This window comes from Cryobacterium sp. TMB3-10, assembly GCF_004402305.1.
Lineage (GTDB): Bacteria > Actinomycetota > Actinomycetes > Actinomycetales > Microbacteriaceae > Cryobacterium > Cryobacterium zongtaii.
Genome location: NZ_SOGH01000005.1, coordinates 63,433 through 79,429, shown reverse-complemented (window position 1 = coordinate 79,429; position 15,997 = coordinate 63,433). Strand labels below are relative to the sequence as shown.

Below are 15,997 nucleotides of genomic sequence, written 5' to 3'. Positions count from 1 at the left end.
GTAGCTCCGTCCCGAATCGCTGTCCAGAACACCCGACGCACAGCACGGGAAACAGGAATACGCATCATCACTCCAAGAAGTCAGAGTGTTGCGCTGACCCCTTGAGCCCGCGAGCTATTGCGTCCTATAAATCTGACGAAGTCCTAATAAGCGTGCGACCAGTCGGGGCCTGGCTGGCTGTCTAGGCTGTAGCCATGGCCACAGTCATCCTCGTGCGGCACGGCCGCACCACCGCAAACGCCACCGGGCTGCTGGCCGGACGCACCGCCGGCGTTCTGCTCGACCAGATCGGCCGAGACCAAGCCGTCGTCACGGGGAAGCGGCTCGCCGCGGTACCGCTGGTCGGGGTGGTCTCCAGCCCGCTGGAGCGCTGCCGGGAAACCGCGCAGCACATCATCGACCGCCAGAGCGGCACGCTGCTGACGCCGATCGAAGACGAACTCTCCGAGTGCGACTACGGCGACTGGCAGGGCCGCACCCTCCAGGACCTGTCGGCGGAGAAGCTGTGGTCGGTGGTGCAGACCCAGCCGTCCGCCGTGACCTTCCCGAACGGGGAAGCGATGGCAGCGATGCAGGCCAGGTCGGTCGCCGCGATCCGCCGCCTGGACGCCGCCTTCGAGGCGGAACACGGACCCGGCGCGGTCTGGGTGGCGGTGAGCCACGGCGACATCATCAAGTCGATCCTGGCCGACGCCTTCGGCATGCACCTGGACCTGTTCCAGCGGATCAACGTGGGTCCGGCATCCGTCTCGATCGTGCGGTACGGCAGTAGCCGGCCGACCGTGCACGCCACCAATACCGACGCCGGGGACCTGTCCTGGCTCGCGGCGAGCGCCCCCACGGCGGACGCCCCGGTCGGCGGTGGGGCGGGTCATCAGGCTCCGCACGCGTCGCGCGCCTAAAATACTCGCATGCCTACAATCGTCCATGAGTTCGCCTGGCCGGATCGGGTCGTCGTCGGCACCGTCGGTCTGCCCGGCTCCCGCACCTTCTACCTGCAGGTGCGCACCGGCGCCCAGATCGTCAGCATCGCCCTGGAGAAACAACAATCCGCGCTGCTCGCCGAGAAGATCGACGAGATCCTCGACCAGCTGATCGCCTACGAGGGCAACCCGTTCAGCATCCCCACCGGCACCCCCATCGAACTGGTCGACAACGACCCGTTGGAGCCCGTCGACGAGGAATTCCGCACCGGCTCGATGAGCCTGGGCTGGGACCCGACGACGGTGCAGATCGTGCTCGAGGCCTTCCCGATCGTGGACGAAGACGACGACGAGCTGCTCGACCTCGCAGCCGTCGAACCGGCCGAAATGCTGCTGGTGCGGATGCCCGTCGGCACCGCACGGGCGTTCGCCACACGTACCCGCGAGGTGGTGGGCGCCGGCCGGCCCATCTGCCCGCTCTGCGGCTATCCCATCGACGCAGACGGGCACACCTGCACCCTCCCCGGCGCGTGAACATGCCGGACGCCGAGCTCGTCGACGGTGACCTTGAACTCACCGGGCGGATCACGACGGCGTCCAACGCGACGTTCCTAGGCAGCATCGACGGCGTCACGGTGGTTTACAAGCCGATCGCGGGGGAGAACCCGCTGTGGGACTTCCCCGACGGCAACCTGGCCAGCCGGGAGGCGGCGGCGTACCTGGTCTCGGAGGCGTTCGGTTGGAACGTCGTGCCCCGCACCTGGCTGCGCGACGGCCCGATGGGCCCCGGCATGGCGCAGCTCTGGCAGGAGCGGGACCCCGGCCAGGATGCCGTGGACCTGATCCCGGCCGAGGCCATGCCTGAGCAGGGCTGGCGGCACGTGCTCGACGGCCAGGACGAGCAGGACCGGCTGGTGTCACTCATCCACGAGGACTCCGTGGCACTGCGCCGGATGGCCGTGTTCGACATCATCGTGAACAATGCCGACCGCAAGGGAGACCACATCCTGGCCATGCCCGACGGGCACCGACACGGCGTCGACCACGGGCTCACCTTCCACGCCGACCACAAGCTGCGCACCGTGCTCTGGGGCTGGCTGGGCGAGGAGCTCAGCATCGACGAGCTGGCCGGGATCGACAGGGTCAGCGCCGATCTCACCGTCGGGCTCGGGCGCAAACTCGCCGGCCTGCTCACTCCCGCCGAGATCGTCGCCCTCGCCGCCCGCTGCGACCGGCTGCGCACCGAAGCCCGCTTCCCGGCCCCTGAGGGCCGGATGCCCGCGGTGCCCTGGCCGCTGTTCTGACGGTCCCGGCCACCGATTCCCGCAGAACGGCGCCGACCGCGCCCACATCGTGGGACCCTTGAAGCATGGATCTCGAGGTATCGCCCACGCTCACGATTCCGGCGACGGAACTCGGGTGGCGGTTCTCCCGGTCGTCCGGCCCCGGCGGGCAACACGTGAACACCTCGGACAGCCGCGTGCAGGTGTCCTGGAATGTCGTCGAGTCTGCGGTTCTCACCGACGAGCAGCGGATGCTGCTTCTCACCCGATTCGACCGGCGCCTGATCAACGGGGTGGTCACCATGGCCGCCTCCGAACAGCGTTCCCAACTGCGCAATCGTGAGATCGCGCTGACGAAGCTCGCGGAGCTCGTGGCCGCGGGCCTGGCCCCCGACGGGCCCAGCCGCCGGGCGACCAAACCCACCCGGGGTTCCGGCCGCCGGCACCTCGCCGCCAAGCAGCAGCGCTCGGCGACGAAAGCGCAACGGCAGCGGCCGTCCGCTGAGTAACGCAGCCTAGGCCACGCTGGCGCGCACGAACTCGGCGACCATAGGAGCAAGCCCTGCACCCACATCAACGGCCGGGCGCTTGGCTCCCCGAACCTCGAAAGAGTGGTTCGCCGCGTCGATCAACTCGAGTGTCGCCGTGCCGATTCGCCCGACCACCGGGGTGAGTTCGTCCGGGGCGGCGAACGGGTCACGCGTGCCCTGCACGAACAGCATCGGCCGGTCGATCCCGTACAGGTGCTCATCGCGCAGCTTCTCCGGCTTGCCCGGCGGATGCAGCGGGTAGCCGAGAAAGACCAGGCCCGCTGCCGGCATGCCGGCGGCCACCGCCATGGAGGCCATCCGCCCGCCGAAGGACTTACCGGCCGCCCAAACGGGCTGACCCGCCGACCGGGCAGCCGCAGCGTCCATCGCCGCCCGCCAGGCGGCGATCGCCCGGGGCGCCCGGTCGGGGAGCCGGCGGCCGGCCTCCCGGTACGGGAAATTGAACCGCAGGGTCGCCAACCCGGCGGCGTTCAGCGCCTCGCTGAACCCGACGAGGAACGGATGGTCGAAGCTGGACCCCGCTCCCGGTGCCATGACGAGCGTGGCGAACGCGTCCGCCGGTCGGGCGAAGGCGGCCGACACCATCCCGTCCTCCACCACGATGCGCATATTCTCCGTCGATTGCATTCGTCCCCTAGCCCGTGACGACGATCTTGCCGAGAGCACGTCCCTCGCCGAGGTAGGCGAGCGCCCGCGCCGCCTCGTCGAGCGGATAAATGCGGTCGATGTTGATGCTCAGCTCGCCGGCGACGCACCGCTCGGCGACGGGCGTGAAGTAGGCCGGGCCCTCCCTGGCGATGAGTAGCCCCAGCCGGCGCCCGGTGACCACGCCGAGCGCCGCGCCGACTGTCACGACCCGCAGCACGCTGCGTACGGTGCCGCCGACGCAGAGGTAACGACCGCCGCGGGCCAATGCCCGCTGGTAGGCGAACACTGACCGGTGCGCCACGAGGTCGAGGATCAGGTCGAACGGTTCCAGCCGGGTGAAGTCCGAGGTGGTGTAATCGACGACCTCGTCGGCGCCGAGCCCGCGCATGAAGTCGAGCTTTCGCGCGTTGTCGACGCCGGTCACGTGCGCTCCGGAGTGTTTGGCCAGCTGAATCGCGAACGACCCCGACCCGCCGCCCGCCCCGTTGATCAGCACACGCTGCCCGCGGCGAACACGGGCGGTTCCCTGCAGCGCGATCGCTCCGGCCTGGGGCAGGGCCGACGCCTCGGCGAAGGTCAACTCCGCAGGTTTGTGGGCGAGGGCCGCGACCGGCGCCACAGCGAACTCGGCGAAACCGCCCAACAGGCCCATGTTGTCGCCGTACACGTCATCATTCACGCGGAACCGGGTCACGCCGGAGCCGACCGCGGCGACCCGACCGGCGATGTCGGAGCCCAACACCCGGCGCCTGGGGGCGCGCAACCCGCCGATCCGGGCGTACCCCGGGGATCCGGTCAGGCCCTCCCAGTCGGACAGATTGAGGGACGTCGCGGCGACCTCGATGAGTACCTGGTTCGGGCCCGGCGAGGGCTTCGGGATCTCCTCGACCCTCAGCACGTCGGGCTGCCCGTACCGGTCGTGGACAACGGCCTTCACAGGGGTCCGCCTTCGAGCGCGCGGCGCGGGTGTCGGAACATGCCGGTCAGTGTACGCGGAGCGGCCCGTCAGCGTGTGGGTGAACCTAGGCTGGTGGCATGACTGGTCCACGCGAACCCAGCGATACGCCGCTCAATGTGGCGCGGTACAAGATCAACCGCGAGATTCCTGCACCCGAACGACCCGAGGTCGCCGAGCCGGACACCAACGAGGCCGGCCAGGCCATGATGGATGCCCGCGCCCAGTACGTGGAGATCGCGATCCAGCAGGCGATGCGTCGCGGCGACTTCGACAACCTGCCCGGCACGGGCAAGCCGATCCCGGGCCTCACCGCCCCGTACGACCCGGACTGGTGGATCCGCCAGAAGATCGAGCGTGAGCAGATCACCGGACTGGGCCCGGCTGCCCTCACCCTGCGTTCCGAAGACGCCGGACTCGACGCCAGCCTCGACGCCGTGGTCGCCGAGCGAGCGGTGCGGGAGATCCTCGACGACTTCAACCGCCGCGTGATCGAGGCCCGCCGGCAGCTGCGCGGGGGCCCGCCCGTCGTCACGGCGCTTCGCGATGTCGATGCGGAGGTTGCCCGCTGGCAGGAACGCCGCAACGCCGCACGCATCGAGCGGGACGCGGCGCGGGAACGCCAGGAGGCGGCGCTGGCCGCGATGACCTGGCGGGAACGCCGCCGGGCCAAACGCGAGCGTTGAGGCCGGCCGACGTCTGCCCGCTGGCCGACGCCACGGAATGACACAGCAGACCGGGCCAAGCCCACACAGACACTGGGCTGCCGAACGCGACACACAGGGCCGGGTCTGTCAATAGGCACCGCGACCCTCCAATCTGCCAAGACCGGTGGCATCCTGACTGCATGACGGATGAGACCACCGCTGCCGACTTTCAGAAGAGCCTGGTGGCCCTGGCCACCCCGGAGCAGCGGCAGAAGTACACCCGGTACTTCCCGGGCGACGACTCGTTCATCGGCGTGCGGATGGGCGACGTGTTCGCCCTGGCCGGCCGGGCGCTCGCTATGCCGCTGCCGGACATCGAGACGCTGCTGGAGAGCCCGACCCACGAGGTGCGGGTCGGCGCGTGCTCGATTATGGGCAAGGCGGCGACGGACCGTAAGACCGGCGTCGAACGGCGTGAGGAGCTCTACGAGCTGTACCTGCGCCGCCACGACCGGATCGACACCTGGGATCTTGTGGACCTGGTCGCGTATCAGGTGGTCGGCGGCTGGCTCGTCGACAAGCCACGTGACCCGCTCTACTCCCTCGCGGCGTCGTCGTTCTGGCCGGAGCGCCGCACCGCCATGGTCGCGACAGCCGCATTCCTGCGCCGGGGCGACATCACCGACACCCTGCAGCTGGCGCGGATGCTCGGCAGCGACGAGAACGACTACGTGCAGAAGGCCACCGGCTGGATGCTGCGCTACCTCGGCGACGTCGACCGGGACGCGCTCCTCGGCTTCCTCGACGACAACGCGGCCGGCTTGCCGAGGCTGACCCTGCGCGCCGCCACCGAGAAGCTCGACAAGCCGGTGCGAGCCGGCTATCTGGCCCGCAAACTGTGAGAAGAGCCTCAGAGTTTTCGGTTTTTCGGGGCTTTTCTCACAGTTCGCGGGCTTGGCGCAGGGGCACGGCTACGTCGGCGCCGCCCTCCCGGGTGAGACGCGGTCCCATGGTGACCATGGTGGGAGCGGGCACAAAACCGCCGGCGAAGAGGGCCTCGCCCTGTCGGAACCGTGACGCCCGGGCGAGCATGGCCGGCGGCACGAAACCGAAGATGGTGGCGAGCTCGTCGAGGTCCACCGGAGACGTCATCTTCATCAGCGCCAAGTTGTCGCACTGCGAGATGATGCTGGGGTGCACCCGAGACGGTCGCTGGGTCGACAGCAGCAGCCAAAGGCCGAATTTGCGTCCTTCCGCCGCGATCTGCACGATTCTCTCCCGCACCGCCACGTGTAACGGGCTGGTCTGGTCGGGCGAGCAGAAGTTGTGCGCCTCGTCGATCACGATCAGGAGCGGACGGCGTTGCTCCCGTTTGTCCCACAGGTCGTCGAGCACTGCCAACGCCACCACCAGCGACTCCTCCGGGTAGGCGAAGCCGCCGAGGTCGAGCACCGTGGCGTCGGGGCGGGTCTCCAGGATGTCGGTCACGGCCGCCAGGCCCTGCGCCCAGATGCTCCAGTCGGTCACCCGGAGATTCTCGGTGCGTGCCGCCAGTTCGCGCGCCGCCGGGGTGCCCCGGTCCAGCAGGCCGGGGACGACCCTCGTCGGCTCGATCAGACCCACGGTGTCCTCGATGTGCATCAGCTCGTTGTGTTCGGCACGATCATCGAGCGGGTCGAGCCGAAAGACGGCCGCCTTCGCCCGCAACGACAGGTCCAGGAACCGCACCCGGAGAGCATCGGGGGAGGCAGCCGATGGGCGCAGCACCCGGATGTCCCGCTCGGCCAGCGCCCGTTGCGCATCCGTCGATTCACCCGCGGGATGGGCCTGCCGTATGTGCACGAAGTCCGCGTTCGGATCGAAGATCACCATGGGCAGCGCCGTGTGGATCAGCAGCTGTTCCAGCACCACGCCCAGGGCGTAAGTCTTGCCCGATCCGCTCTGCCCGCACCAGAAGGTGTGCCGGTTGAAGCGTTGGGCAAGGAGCCGGGCCGGGATGTGCTGGGAGGCCAGGAAGGAGCCGATGGGCAGGGACGCCGTGGCATCGCCGTAGAGCAGTTCGGTCGTGCGGGCATCCGCGGGTCGGAGCGTGGCCGATCCGAACGCGACGGAGCGCCGAACATCGAGGTGCCGGCCATCTCCATTGAGCAGACCCAGGATGCGCCCGGAGCCGTGCGGGGCGCCGCCGATCGTGACGGTGACCTCCTCAACCTGGCCCAGCTGGTCCGTCTCCTCCTCGCCCTCATCAGTGGACCGGAGGATCACCAGACCGCCCGGCTCGAATCGGGAGCCGGTGGCGCCGACGAACTGGAAATGCCGGCCGTCGATCGACACCGCGGCGGCCTTTTCGAGTGTTGCGCTCTCAACTTCACTCATGGTGTGACCTTTCATCGGGGATTCCGGCCGGAGAATCTCGCGGCGTTCAGCGGCAGCGTAGTGCCGTTTTGAATCTGTGGGCGATTGCCGGTGCATCGTCCTGGCAATTGTCGATGGAACAACCGGTGCGCTGGCCAGGGTTCGGCCCTGTGGACGTTTCGGGATCGGTGCAGACGAGATATTGTCGCTGCCACCGCCTCGACCACCGGTCCGGTGACGCAGCGACAGGAGGTCTCGGATGAGCCGGCCCGCACCCATCAGTTGGTTGCTTCGGCACCCGGTCGCCAACGCCCAGTCGCGGGAATCGGCCGCGCTGCTGGTGGGCGCGGCCGTCTTCCTGGTCGGCGCGCTGGCGTCGGCGATCACCTTTTGGGGTGACGACGTTCCTATCGCGGGTCCCGGCTCGGTCGGGCAGTTCGTCGCTTTGGCGAGCGCGGCGGCAGCGGCGGTGATCTTCGTCACCACGCGTGCCGTGATGCACGCCAGTCGGGCGGCAGGCACCCTGCTGGACCCCGGGCCACCCGGCCACGGCGGGCAGCTCCGGTGGTACGACATCGGTGCGCTTGCGCTGGCGCACGCAGTGATCTCGCTGTTGGCGTGGCTCGCGGTTGCGGGCCTGCTGAGCCGCAGCTTCATCGGTGCCGTCGTCTTCCCCGCCTCCGCGACGCTGCTGGCCGCGGTCGCCATCGCAGTCACGGCCTACAGTGTTTTCCTCTCCGCCGTTGGCCTGACCCCGATTCTGATGTCGGTCATCCTCGCCGTGTTCGTGGTGGTGGGCGCTTTTGCGAGCATGTTGAGCGCCAGCGACCCATTGTGGTGGCAGGAGAACCTCAGCACCCTGGGCATTTCCGACGACATCTCGGCGCTGGCCTTCAACCTCACGGTCCTGATCGCGGGGATCATCGTCACCACCCTGGCTCATTACGCGACCGCGGCCATCCCGGCTGCCACGCCAGAAGAAGTGCGAGGACGCGCGCTCGTGCGGGGGGCGCTGGTTCTCATCGGCGTGCTTTTGGCTGGTGTGGGAATCTTCCCGCTCGATCAAAACATGGCAGCGCATAATGTATCCGCGACCGGAATGATCGTGGTTTTCATCACTGTCGTCGTCCGCCTCCGATCGTGGATCCCCACCATGTCACGGGTGTTCCTTCTTCTCGGGTATCTCTACGTGGGAGTTCTTATCGTGCTGGCAGTGTGGTTCCTGACCGGGTACTACACACTCACCGCCGTCGAACTGGTGGCATTCGTGATGATCTTCAGCTGGCTGATCGTGTTCCTTCGTCAAACCGGAGCGATGCTGCTCGCCGAGAACAGAAATCGAGGCGAAAGTGCAATCCTCCACGGCTAACCGGCGGTTTCCGGGCGGCTTCGTGACCGAGGCTTCGGTCTATGGCACCATCCTGGTCAGCGGCATGATCGTGGTCGCCGGCGGCTATGGGGCAACCTCCTGGCAGACCTTTCTAGGCGTGATCGGCACGGTTTTCGTGTTCTGGGCCGCGCACGTGTACGCCGGTGCGGTGGTCGAATACGGTCTGAACCAGGCTCAGGATTCGACGATGGCCACCGCCGTGCGCCTCTCGCTGCGGCACTCGCTGGGCTTCCTCACGTCCGCGATCCCACCGTCCATCGTGCTGCTGCTCGGCGCGTTGCGGGCTGTGCCCGACGACGTTGCGGTGTGGACCGCCCTGTGGCTCGGCGTAGCCATACTCGGAGCCATCGGCTACAGCGCGTTCGCATTTCGAGGAAGCCCGTGGGTGATTCGCATCCTGGGCTGTCTGGGGACTTCGACGCTGGGCATCGCCATGATCCTGCTGAAGGTGCTCGTGCACTAGCGATACGGGCAACCAGCACGTGAGGCCCGTCGACCGAGTGTCTGCCGGTTCGGTCGATGGGTCCCGACCTAGCCATCCGCACCAGTCGGGTCGATGATTGCTTCGTGACGGAACGCGATGCGCCGATCGGACCCTGGTCGTGAACCCGGCGTCTGCGCGCGTCCAGCGCATCTACCTGATCCTGCTGCTCGGCAACACCCTCGCGGCCTCGTTCATCTGGGGCATCAACACGCTGTTCCTGCTCGACGCCGGGCTGAGTAACTTCGAGGCGTTCGCTGCGAACGCGTTCTTCACAGCCGGCATGGTGATTTTCGAGATCCCGACCGGCGTGGTCGCCGACACCGTGGGACGCAAAGCCTCCTACCTGCTGGGCACCATCACCCTGTCGGTCACCACCGCGCTGTACTGGATGCTCTGGGTCTGGCAGTCGCCGTTCGTCTGGTGGGCCATCGTGTCGGTGCTGCTCGGCCTCGGCTTCACCTTCTTCTCCGGTGCGGTGGAAGCCTGGCTGGTCGACGCGCTCACGTCGACCGGGTACACCGGCAGCCTGGAGGCGGTATTCGGCCGCGGGCTCGTGGTGACCGGTATCGCGATGTTCACCGGCTCGGTGCTCGGCGGAGTGATCGCCCAGGCCACCAACCTCGGTGTGCCGTTCCTCGTGCGCGCCGGGGTGCTCGTGATTATGTTCATCTACGCGTTCATCGTGATGAGAGACCTCGGCTTCACTCCGGACCGCTCGCGGGGCCCGCTGAAGGCGACCCGGTTGGTGCTCACGGAGTCGGTCGAGCACGGGCTGAAACGGCGGTCGGTGCGCTACATGATCCTCTCCGCCCCGTTCGCCTCCGGCGTCGGCTTCTACGCCTTCTACGCGCTGCAGCCCTACCTGCTCGAGCTGTACGGCGACCCGTCGGCGTACTCCATCGCGGGCCTGGCCGCCGCGATCCTCTCGCTGGCACAGGTAGCCGGCGGCGTGCTCGCTCCCCGGATCCGCACCCTCTTCGCCAAACGCACCAGCACCGTGATCGCGGCGTCCCTGCTCAGCGTGGTCTCACTCGTGGTGCTCGGCCTGAACAGCCTGTTCTGGCTGGCGGTGGTGTTCCTGATGGTCTGGGGGTTCGTGTTCGCGGTCGCCGAACCGGTGCGGCAGGCCTACCTCAACGACATGATCCCGTCGAAGCAGCGCGCCACCGTGCTCTCGTTTGACTCGCTGTTCGGCAGCCTCGGCGGCGTGTTCATCCAGCCGGCGCTGGGCCGCTCCGCCGACCTCTGGGGTTACGGCGCTTCCCTGATGATCGGCGGCCTGGTGGAACTCATCGGCGTTCCGATCATGCTCGCCAGCCGGCGCCAGAACGATCTCGCCGACACCAGAACGGTGCAAACGGATGCCCCGGCGCCCGAGGCGCCGTGACCCCGAGCTTGGTCAGTCGGCGGCGACGCTGGTGGCCGCCCAACTGGCCAGCAGACGCAGGCGCTCGGCGCTGGACGAGCCGGGCTCGGCGGTGTAGATCATCAGCACCGAGCCGGGATCGGCGGTGATGGCGAGTTCCTCATAGGCCAGGGTGAGCTCGCCGACCACCGGATGGTTGAACCGCTTCGTGCCGGCACCGTGCGTGCGCACGTCGTGGGCGCCCCAGAGCGTGCGGAACGTGTCGCTCTTGGTGGACAGCTCGCCGACGAGGTCCTGCAACCCCTTGTCGTTCGGGTCCCGGCCGGCCTCCGCGCGCATGATCGACACGCACATCTCCGCGAACACCTGCCAGTCCGGGTAGAAATCGCGCGAGGCGGGGTCGAGGAACTGGAACCGGGCCAGGTTGGGGGTGCGCCCGGCGTCGCCGATGACGGGGGAGTAGAAGGCCCGGCCCAGATCGTTGGTCGCCAGGAGGTCCTGATGCTGGTCGCGCACAAACGCGATGCCTTCGGTGATCGTGCCGAGCGCCCACTGCAGGCTCGGCCGACTCACCGGGTTCCGCGTCGCGCGCCGGCGGATGCGTCCGGACAGTGGGATGCCGTCGGCGGCCCGCGCCAGATTGAACAGGTGGCTGCGTTCGGTGTCATCGAGCTGCAGCGCCCGGGCGATGGCGTCGAGCACCGACGAGGACGCTCCCGCGATCGCACCGCGTTCGAGCTTGGCGTAGTACTCCACGCTGACGCCGGCCAGGGTGGCAACCTCGGTGCGACGCAGCCCGGACACCCGCCGATTGGTGCCGGCGGGCAGGCCGGCCAGTTCGGGGGTGATCTTCGCGCGCCGCGACATGAGGAATTCGCGCACCTCGGCTTGATTGTCCATAGCCACGACAGTACGTCCCCCTGTCGCGGCGTGGGGTGCTCTGCTGGTACACCCCTGCGCAGGGACTCCCGCCCACAGACCGTCGACGGTTCGCTTGAGGACGTACCAACAGCGACCAAAGGAGCATCCACATGCGTGGAGTCATCATGTACGCGCCCGGCGACGTCCGGGTCGAAGACCGCCAGGACCCGACCATTGTTGAACCGACCGATGCGATCATCCGTCTCACGGCCACCTGCATCTGCGGGTCGGACCTGTGGCCGTACCGGGGTGTCGAGCCCGTCGACCACACCGCGATGGGCCACGAGTACGTCGGCATCGTCGAAGAGATCGGTGACGCCGTGCAGACCGTCAAGGTGGGTGACTTCGTCGTTGGATCCTTCGTGCTCTCCGACAACACCTGCGAAATCTGCCGGGCCGGCTTCCAGTCCCGGTGCGAGCACGCCGAATTCGCCTCCGGAATGCAGGCCGAGAAGGCGCGGATCCCGCTCGCGGACGGCACCCTCGTCGCGACCCCCGGCCAGCCCGACGCCGACCTGATCCCGTCGCTGCTGGCCGCCTCCGATGTGCTCGGCACCGGCTGGTTCGCGGCAGTGGCCGCCGAGGCCGGGCCGGGCAAGACCGTCGCCGTCGTCGGAGACGGCGCCGTGGGCCTGATGGCGATCCTCGCCGCCAAACAGCTTGGCGCCGAACGCATCATCGCCATGTCGCGCCACCCCGAACGGCAGAAGCTCGCCAGGTTCTACGGGGCGACCGACATCGTCGAGGAACGCGGCGACGAAGGTGTGGCCAGGATCAAGGAACTCACCGGTGGGCTCGGTGCGCACTCCGTGGTCGAAGCCGTCGGCACGCAGGAATCGTTCATGCAGGCCGTCGGCGCGACCCGCGGCGGCGGACACCTGGGCTACGTCGGGGTCAACTACGACGTGCAGATCCCCGGCATCCAGCTGTTCTTCGCCGGCATCCACACCCTCGGCGGACCTGCCCCGGTGCGCCGGTTCCTGCCCAACCTGATCCAGTTGATCTGGGACCGCACCATCGACCCGGGCAAGGTTTTCGACCTCACCCTCCCCATCGAGGAAGCCGCCGAAGGCTACCGGGCCATGGACGAGCGCCGCGCCACCAAGGTCCTGCTCACCTTCTGATGGAGAGCGTGACAACAGTGCCGGCCCCGGCGGCTGCCGAGAAAACGCAGCGCCTGCCGATCTTCACCCTGCTGATGCTGGCCGCCATCGGCTTCGTCCTCGTGGCGATGGAGACCATGCCGGCCGGCCTGTTGCCGGTGATCGCCGGCGGACTGGGCACCAGTGAGGGCGCTGTCGGCCTGTTCGTCAGCGCGTATGCGCTGGGCACGGTCATTGTGACGATTCCCGCGATCACGCTGACCAGGGGGATGCGCCGGAAGCGGCTGCTGCTCGGTGCTATCCTCGGGCTCATCGTGGCCAACACCGTCACGGCGGTCTCCAGCGACGTCATCCTGTCGCTCGGGTCGCGATTCGTCGCCGGGGCGTTCTCGGGGATCGTCTGGGGGATGCTCGCCGCCTACGGGCGGAAGATCAGCCCGCCCCGTCAGTCCGGTCTGTCCTTGGCGATAGTGTCCGCCGGGGCGCCCGTAGGGTTCGCGCTCGGCACCCCGCTGGGATCGTGGCTGGGGTCCGCGTTCGACTGGCGCTGGGCCTTCGTCGGTCTGAGCGTGGTGGCGGTCATCGCCGGCCTCCTGATCGCGCTGTGCGCCCCGGATGCCGACGGCCAGCCGGGAACCGCCAGACTGCCCCTGGTGCGGGTGCTCCGGATCCCCGGCATCACCGTGATCCTGGCGGTGATCTTCACCTGGATGATCGCCCACAACACCATCTACACCTACATCGCCCCCTACCTGCGGGCCACTGGCAGCGACCTCGCGGTGGACGTGCAGCTGTTCCTCTTCGGTGTCGCCTCGATCGTCGGCATCGTTCTCACCGGCGCGCTCCTCGACCGGCATCCGCGCCCGCTGCTGCACGGCAGCGTTCTGCTGTTCATCGTGGCCGCCGTGATCCTCTGGGCCGGCCACGCGTCGGCGCCCGCGATCATCGCCGCCACCGTGCTCTGGGGGCTCTCCTTCGGCGGAGCATCCGCTCAGCTCCAGGCCGCTTTGACCAGCACGGGCGGAGCCGACTCGGATGTCGCGAACGCGTTCCTGCCCGTGGCGTTCAACCTCGCGATTTTCGCCGCCGGGATCGTCGGTGCCGCGCTGCTGACCCCGTTCGACGGCCTCGTGCTGCCCGTCGTCATGGTCGTCTTCGGCCTGGCCGCACTGCTGCTGACGGTGTACGGGCGCCGGTCCGCGTTTCCCGCGCGTCTGTGATCGCTAACCGGTATCGTGCTCGGTAGTGCGGCGCCGCTGTCGACACCCCAACGAAACCGGACTCTGCCATGTCGCTCACTCCTGATCCCGCCGCCCAGGGTCTCCTGCCCCTGCTGGAGGCACAGAACGCCAGCATCGGGTTCACCTCCTTCGATCATGACGATGCCTTCAGGCTCGGCAGCGCGATCATGGCCCGGGCGGTCGCCGATGACCTGAGTATCACGGTGGCGATGTCCTTCGGCCAGCAGCGCGTATTCCACGCGGCACGGCCGGGCACGACAGCAGACAACGACTACTGGCTCGACAGGAAGTTCCGCGTGGTGGCCCTGTATAACGCGCCGTCCTTCCTGATCAGCACCAAATACCGCGCCAGGGGCCAGGACTTCAACGAGGTCACCGGTCTGCCCGTTGCCGAGTACGTGGCCGCCGGAGGCGCCTTCCCGCTGCGGGTGAACGGTTCCCTCATCGGCGCCGTCGGGGTGTCCGGCCTGGCCGAAAACCTCGACCACGACCTGGTCGTCTGGGCGCTCGAGGCCGCCAGGGCGCTCTGACGGGCGCCATCCGCCATCCGCCCGGCGGCGGAGCCGGTCAGCACGTACGATCGGGGGATGCCCCCGCGCTCGCCCCTTCCCGAACGACACGGGCTCGCTGCGGCGTGGCTGTGCACCCCGGAGCGCGACCGGCCCGGTTTTCCGAAGCCGACCTGGCCGAACATGAGCGCCTGGCTCGAGGACCGGCTGGCCGAGTCCGTGAACGTGGCCGAGTTCCTCGCCGACGGCCGGTTCGTCTATGGAGACGGCGCGCCCGTTGCCGGTGCGGACCGTTACCGGCCCACCACCTTCGTCTGGTTTCACCGCGATCTGGCCGACGAACCGGTGGTTCCTGGCCCTCTGCACCTGGTCTATCGGGATGAGCGGATCGTGGTGATCGACAAGCCGCCCTTCCTTTCCAGCATCCCGCGGGGACGGCACGTGGTTCAGAGCGTCGTGGTTCGCCTGCGCGCCCAGCTGGAGTTGCCCGAACTCTCCCCGTTGCACCGCTTGGACCGGGTGACCAGCGGCCTGCTGGTCCTGGCCACCGAACGCCGCTGGCGAGGGGCCTACCAGACTCTCTTTCAGCGCGGCGAGGTGAAGAAGGTGTACCGGGCGTTGGCTCCGATGCGGCAGGACCTCGAGCTACCCGTCATCGTGCGGAACCACCTCCGCACCCGGCCGGGCCACTGGCAGGGCGAAGTGGTGCCCGGCGCCCCGGTCAACGCCGAGTCACTGATCGAACTGGAGGGCGCCCACGGGCCTGCGGGACGGTACCGGCTGACACCCCGCACCGGGCGCACCCACCAGCTGCGTCTGCACATGCTGGGCCTGGGCATCCCGATCATCGACGACCCGCTCTACCCCGTTGTGCAGGGTGTCGAGGTGTTCGATTTCAGGCGGCCGCTCCAGCTCCTGGCCAGCGAGCTGGCGTTCACCGATCCGATCGACGGCGGGACGCATCGGTTCGAGAGTGTGCGCCGTCTCCCGCTGATGGCGGAGGATGCCGGAACGGACTGACTCTGGTTGGGCGTGTGCCTAGGCCAGTCCCGCCCGGCTGGCACGGCCGCTGGTCACGAGAACGGCCGTCGAGGCAACAAGATCCGACCAGGGACCCGGCACACCCAGCACGGCCAAGGCCGACGTCGACAGCGTGACGCTCTCGCCGGTGAGCACGTAGACGAGGTCTTCGAGTCCGGGATTGTGAGCCACCAGAATCACGTTCTGAAGCTCGTCGGGGAGTTCTCGCACAATCTGAAGCAGATCGTTGACGGATGCGGCATACGCACGGTCATCGATGCGCGCCTCGGGGCTGTCGTTGAGTTCTGCCGAGGCCAGCGCCCAGGTGGCGCGAGCCCGGGTCGCGGGGGAGACGATGGCCAGGTCGATGGCTGGAACATTCTCGGCCAGCCAGCTGCCGGCATCCGGCGCCTGGCTCTGCCCGCGGGGGTTGAGGGTGCGGTCGATGTCGGCCTCGCCGCCCGACCAGTCGGACTTGGCGTGCCGGAGCACGATGAGGGTTCGCTCACTGCGTGGGGTCATTCCCATAGTCTGCACCGCAGAGGTCAGATCAGTGAGCTCCCGGATGGCGCTCGCTGCACCCCTCACGGCGCGCCGCGCC

General features: G+C 68.4%; 18 protein-coding genes. 13 read left to right on the top strand and 5 right to left on the bottom strand.

All coding sequences use genetic code 11. The features are described from left to right. Window positions 1-194 precede the first annotated feature (194 nt). From E3T22_RS02320 to arfB, 4 genes are all read left to right on the top strand, one after another. On the top strand, window positions 195-902 hold the full coding sequence (locus tag E3T22_RS02320; protein WP_088455845.1) for a histidine phosphatase family protein: 708 nt from the start codon (window positions 195-197) through the stop codon (window positions 900-902). Between the two features lie 9 nt (window positions 903-911). After that, a complete protein-coding gene (locus tag E3T22_RS02315; protein ID WP_088455846.1) occupies window positions 912-1,457 on the top strand; it encodes a DUF3090 domain-containing protein in 546 nt (181 codons plus the stop codon). 2 nt (window positions 1,458-1,459) lie between these two features. Beyond that, the gene (locus tag E3T22_RS02310) at window positions 1,460-2,227 is read left to right on the top strand and encodes an SCO1664 family protein (protein ID WP_134480709.1); all 768 of its coding nucleotides are present in this window, start codon (window positions 1,460-1,462) and stop codon (window positions 2,225-2,227) included. 65 nt (window positions 2,228-2,292) lie between these two features. Beyond that, a complete protein-coding gene (arfB, locus tag E3T22_RS02305; RefSeq protein ID WP_134480679.1) occupies window positions 2,293-2,715 on the top strand; it encodes an alternative ribosome rescue aminoacyl-tRNA hydrolase ArfB in 423 nt (140 codons plus the stop codon). 6 nt (window positions 2,716-2,721) lie between these two features. Here arfB and E3T22_RS02300 read toward each other — a convergent pair whose 3' ends face one another. Further along, window positions 2,722-3,384 (bottom strand): alpha/beta family hydrolase, encoded by a 663-nt coding sequence (locus E3T22_RS02300; RefSeq protein WP_134408578.1) that lies wholly within the window; start codon window positions 3,382-3,384, stop codon window positions 2,722-2,724. A 7-nt stretch (window positions 3,385-3,391) separates the two neighbouring features. Next, window positions 3,392-4,342: an NAD(P)-dependent alcohol dehydrogenase gene (locus E3T22_RS02295; protein WP_134480680.1), complete on the bottom strand. Its 951-nt coding sequence runs from the start codon at window positions 4,340-4,342 to the stop codon at window positions 3,392-3,394. Window positions 4,343-4,440: 98 nt separating this feature from the next. On the opposite strand from E3T22_RS02295, the gene E3T22_RS02290 reads away from it, so the two are divergent. Continuing rightward, window positions 4,441-5,046: a DUF1992 domain-containing protein gene (locus E3T22_RS02290; protein WP_134408580.1), complete on the top strand. Its 606-nt coding sequence runs from the start codon at window positions 4,441-4,443 to the stop codon at window positions 5,044-5,046. A gap of 161 nt (window positions 5,047-5,207) precedes the next feature. Continuing rightward, a complete protein-coding gene (locus E3T22_RS02285) occupies window positions 5,208-5,909 on the top strand; it encodes a DNA alkylation repair protein (protein WP_134480681.1) in 702 nt (233 codons plus the stop codon). A 37-nt stretch (window positions 5,910-5,946) separates the two neighbouring features. On the opposite strand, the gene E3T22_RS02280 is transcribed toward E3T22_RS02285, so the two are convergent. Continuing rightward, window positions 5,947-7,383, bottom strand: a complete 1,437-nt coding sequence (locus E3T22_RS02280; protein WP_134408582.1) for an ATP-binding protein — start codon at window positions 7,381-7,383, stop codon at window positions 5,947-5,949. 238 nt (window positions 7,384-7,621) lie between these two features. Between E3T22_RS02280 and E3T22_RS02275 the strand changes: the two genes are divergently transcribed. The 3 genes from E3T22_RS02275 to E3T22_RS02265 all read left to right on the top strand — a co-directional run bounded on the left by E3T22_RS02275 (window position 7,622) and on the right by E3T22_RS02265 (window position 10,623). Continuing rightward, on the top strand, window positions 7,622-8,731 hold the full coding sequence (locus E3T22_RS02275; RefSeq protein ID WP_134480682.1) for a hypothetical protein: 1,110 nt from the start codon (window positions 7,622-7,624) through the stop codon (window positions 8,729-8,731). Between the two features lie 22 nt (window positions 8,732-8,753). Then, window positions 8,754-9,215, top strand: coding sequence for a hypothetical protein (locus E3T22_RS02270; protein WP_134408584.1), 462 nt, complete (start codon window positions 8,754-8,756; stop codon window positions 9,213-9,215). A gap of 139 nt (window positions 9,216-9,354) precedes the next feature. Further along, entirely contained in the window at window positions 9,355-10,623 is a 1,269-nt protein-coding gene (locus tag E3T22_RS02265; RefSeq protein WP_088455853.1) for an MFS transporter, read from the top strand. 12 nt (window positions 10,624-10,635) lie between these two features. Here the strand turns inward: E3T22_RS02265 and E3T22_RS02260 are convergent, their stop codons facing one another. Continuing rightward, window positions 10,636-11,502 carry a helix-turn-helix transcriptional regulator gene (locus tag E3T22_RS02260; RefSeq protein ID WP_088455854.1) on the bottom strand — a complete coding sequence of 289 codons (867 nt, stop codon included), beginning with the start codon at window positions 11,500-11,502 and terminating at the stop codon, window positions 10,636-10,638. A gap of 131 nt (window positions 11,503-11,633) precedes the next feature. Between E3T22_RS02260 and E3T22_RS02255 the strand changes: the two genes are divergently transcribed. The 4 genes from E3T22_RS02255 to E3T22_RS02240 all read left to right on the top strand — a co-directional run bounded on the left by E3T22_RS02255 (window position 11,634) and on the right by E3T22_RS02240 (window position 15,396). Continuing rightward, on the top strand, window positions 11,634-12,647 hold the full coding sequence (locus E3T22_RS02255; RefSeq protein ID WP_174776255.1) for a zinc-dependent alcohol dehydrogenase family protein: 1,014 nt from the start codon (window positions 11,634-11,636) through the stop codon (window positions 12,645-12,647). Further along, window positions 12,647-13,846 carry an MFS transporter gene (locus tag E3T22_RS02250; protein ID WP_166789251.1) on the top strand — a complete coding sequence of 400 codons (1,200 nt, stop codon included), beginning with the start codon at window positions 12,647-12,649 and terminating at the stop codon, window positions 13,844-13,846. Before E3T22_RS02255 ends, E3T22_RS02250 begins: the two co-directional genes overlap by 1 nt. A gap of 68 nt (window positions 13,847-13,914) precedes the next feature. Next, window positions 13,915-14,397 (top strand): heme-degrading domain-containing protein, encoded by a 483-nt coding sequence (locus tag E3T22_RS02245; protein WP_134408585.1) that lies wholly within the window; start codon window positions 13,915-13,917, stop codon window positions 14,395-14,397. A 57-nt stretch (window positions 14,398-14,454) separates the two neighbouring features. Continuing rightward, the gene (locus E3T22_RS02240) at window positions 14,455-15,396 is read left to right on the top strand and encodes a pseudouridine synthase (RefSeq protein WP_134480683.1); all 942 of its coding nucleotides are present in this window, start codon (window positions 14,455-14,457) and stop codon (window positions 15,394-15,396) included. Between the two features lie 18 nt (window positions 15,397-15,414). On the opposite strand, the gene E3T22_RS02235 is transcribed toward E3T22_RS02240, so the two are convergent. Continuing rightward, complete coding sequence (locus E3T22_RS02235) at window positions 15,415-15,918, bottom strand: histidine phosphatase family protein (RefSeq protein ID WP_198415061.1); 504 nt, start codon at window positions 15,916-15,918, stop codon at window positions 15,415-15,417. Window positions 15,919-15,997: the final 79 nt, after the last annotated feature.

Coding starts and splice junctions, on each gene's coding strand:
- E3T22_RS02320 (WP_088455845.1), top strand. CDS start 195: ATGGCCACAGTCATCCTCGTGCGGCACGGCCGCACCACCGCAAACGCC.
- E3T22_RS02310 (WP_134480709.1), top strand. CDS start 1,460: ATGCCGGACGCCGAGCTCGTCGACGGTGACCTTGAACTCACCGGGCGG.
- E3T22_RS02275 (WP_134480682.1), top strand. CDS start 7,622: ATGAGCCGGCCCGCACCCATCAGTTGGTTGCTTCGGCACCCGGTCGCC.
- arfB (WP_134480679.1), top strand. CDS start 2,293: ATGGATCTCGAGGTATCGCCCACGCTCACGATTCCGGCGACGGAACTC.
- E3T22_RS02235 (WP_198415061.1), bottom strand. CDS start 15,918: ATGACCCCACGCAGTGAGCGAACCCTCATCGTGCTCCGGCACGCCAAG.
- E3T22_RS02300 (WP_134408578.1), bottom strand. CDS start 3,384: ATGCAATCGACGGAGAATATGCGCATCGTGGTGGAGGACGGGATGGTG.
- E3T22_RS02240 (WP_134480683.1), top strand. CDS start 14,455: ATGCCCCCGCGCTCGCCCCTTCCCGAACGACACGGGCTCGCTGCGGCG.
- E3T22_RS02285 (WP_134480681.1), top strand. CDS start 5,208: ATGACGGATGAGACCACCGCTGCCGACTTTCAGAAGAGCCTGGTGGCC.
- E3T22_RS02260 (WP_088455854.1), bottom strand. CDS start 11,502: ATGGACAATCAAGCCGAGGTGCGCGAATTCCTCATGTCGCGGCGCGCG.
- E3T22_RS02280 (WP_134408582.1), bottom strand. CDS start 7,383: ATGAGTGAAGTTGAGAGCGCAACACTCGAAAAGGCCGCCGCGGTGTCG.
- E3T22_RS02245 (WP_134408585.1), top strand. CDS start 13,915: ATGTCGCTCACTCCTGATCCCGCCGCCCAGGGTCTCCTGCCCCTGCTG.
- E3T22_RS02315 (WP_088455846.1), top strand. CDS start 912: ATGCCTACAATCGTCCATGAGTTCGCCTGGCCGGATCGGGTCGTCGTC.
- E3T22_RS02255 (WP_174776255.1), top strand. CDS start 11,634: ATGCGTGGAGTCATCATGTACGCGCCCGGCGACGTCCGGGTCGAAGAC.
- E3T22_RS02250 (WP_166789251.1), top strand. CDS start 12,647: ATGGAGAGCGTGACAACAGTGCCGGCCCCGGCGGCTGCCGAGAAAACG.
- E3T22_RS02290 (WP_134408580.1), top strand. CDS start 4,441: ATGACTGGTCCACGCGAACCCAGCGATACGCCGCTCAATGTGGCGCGG.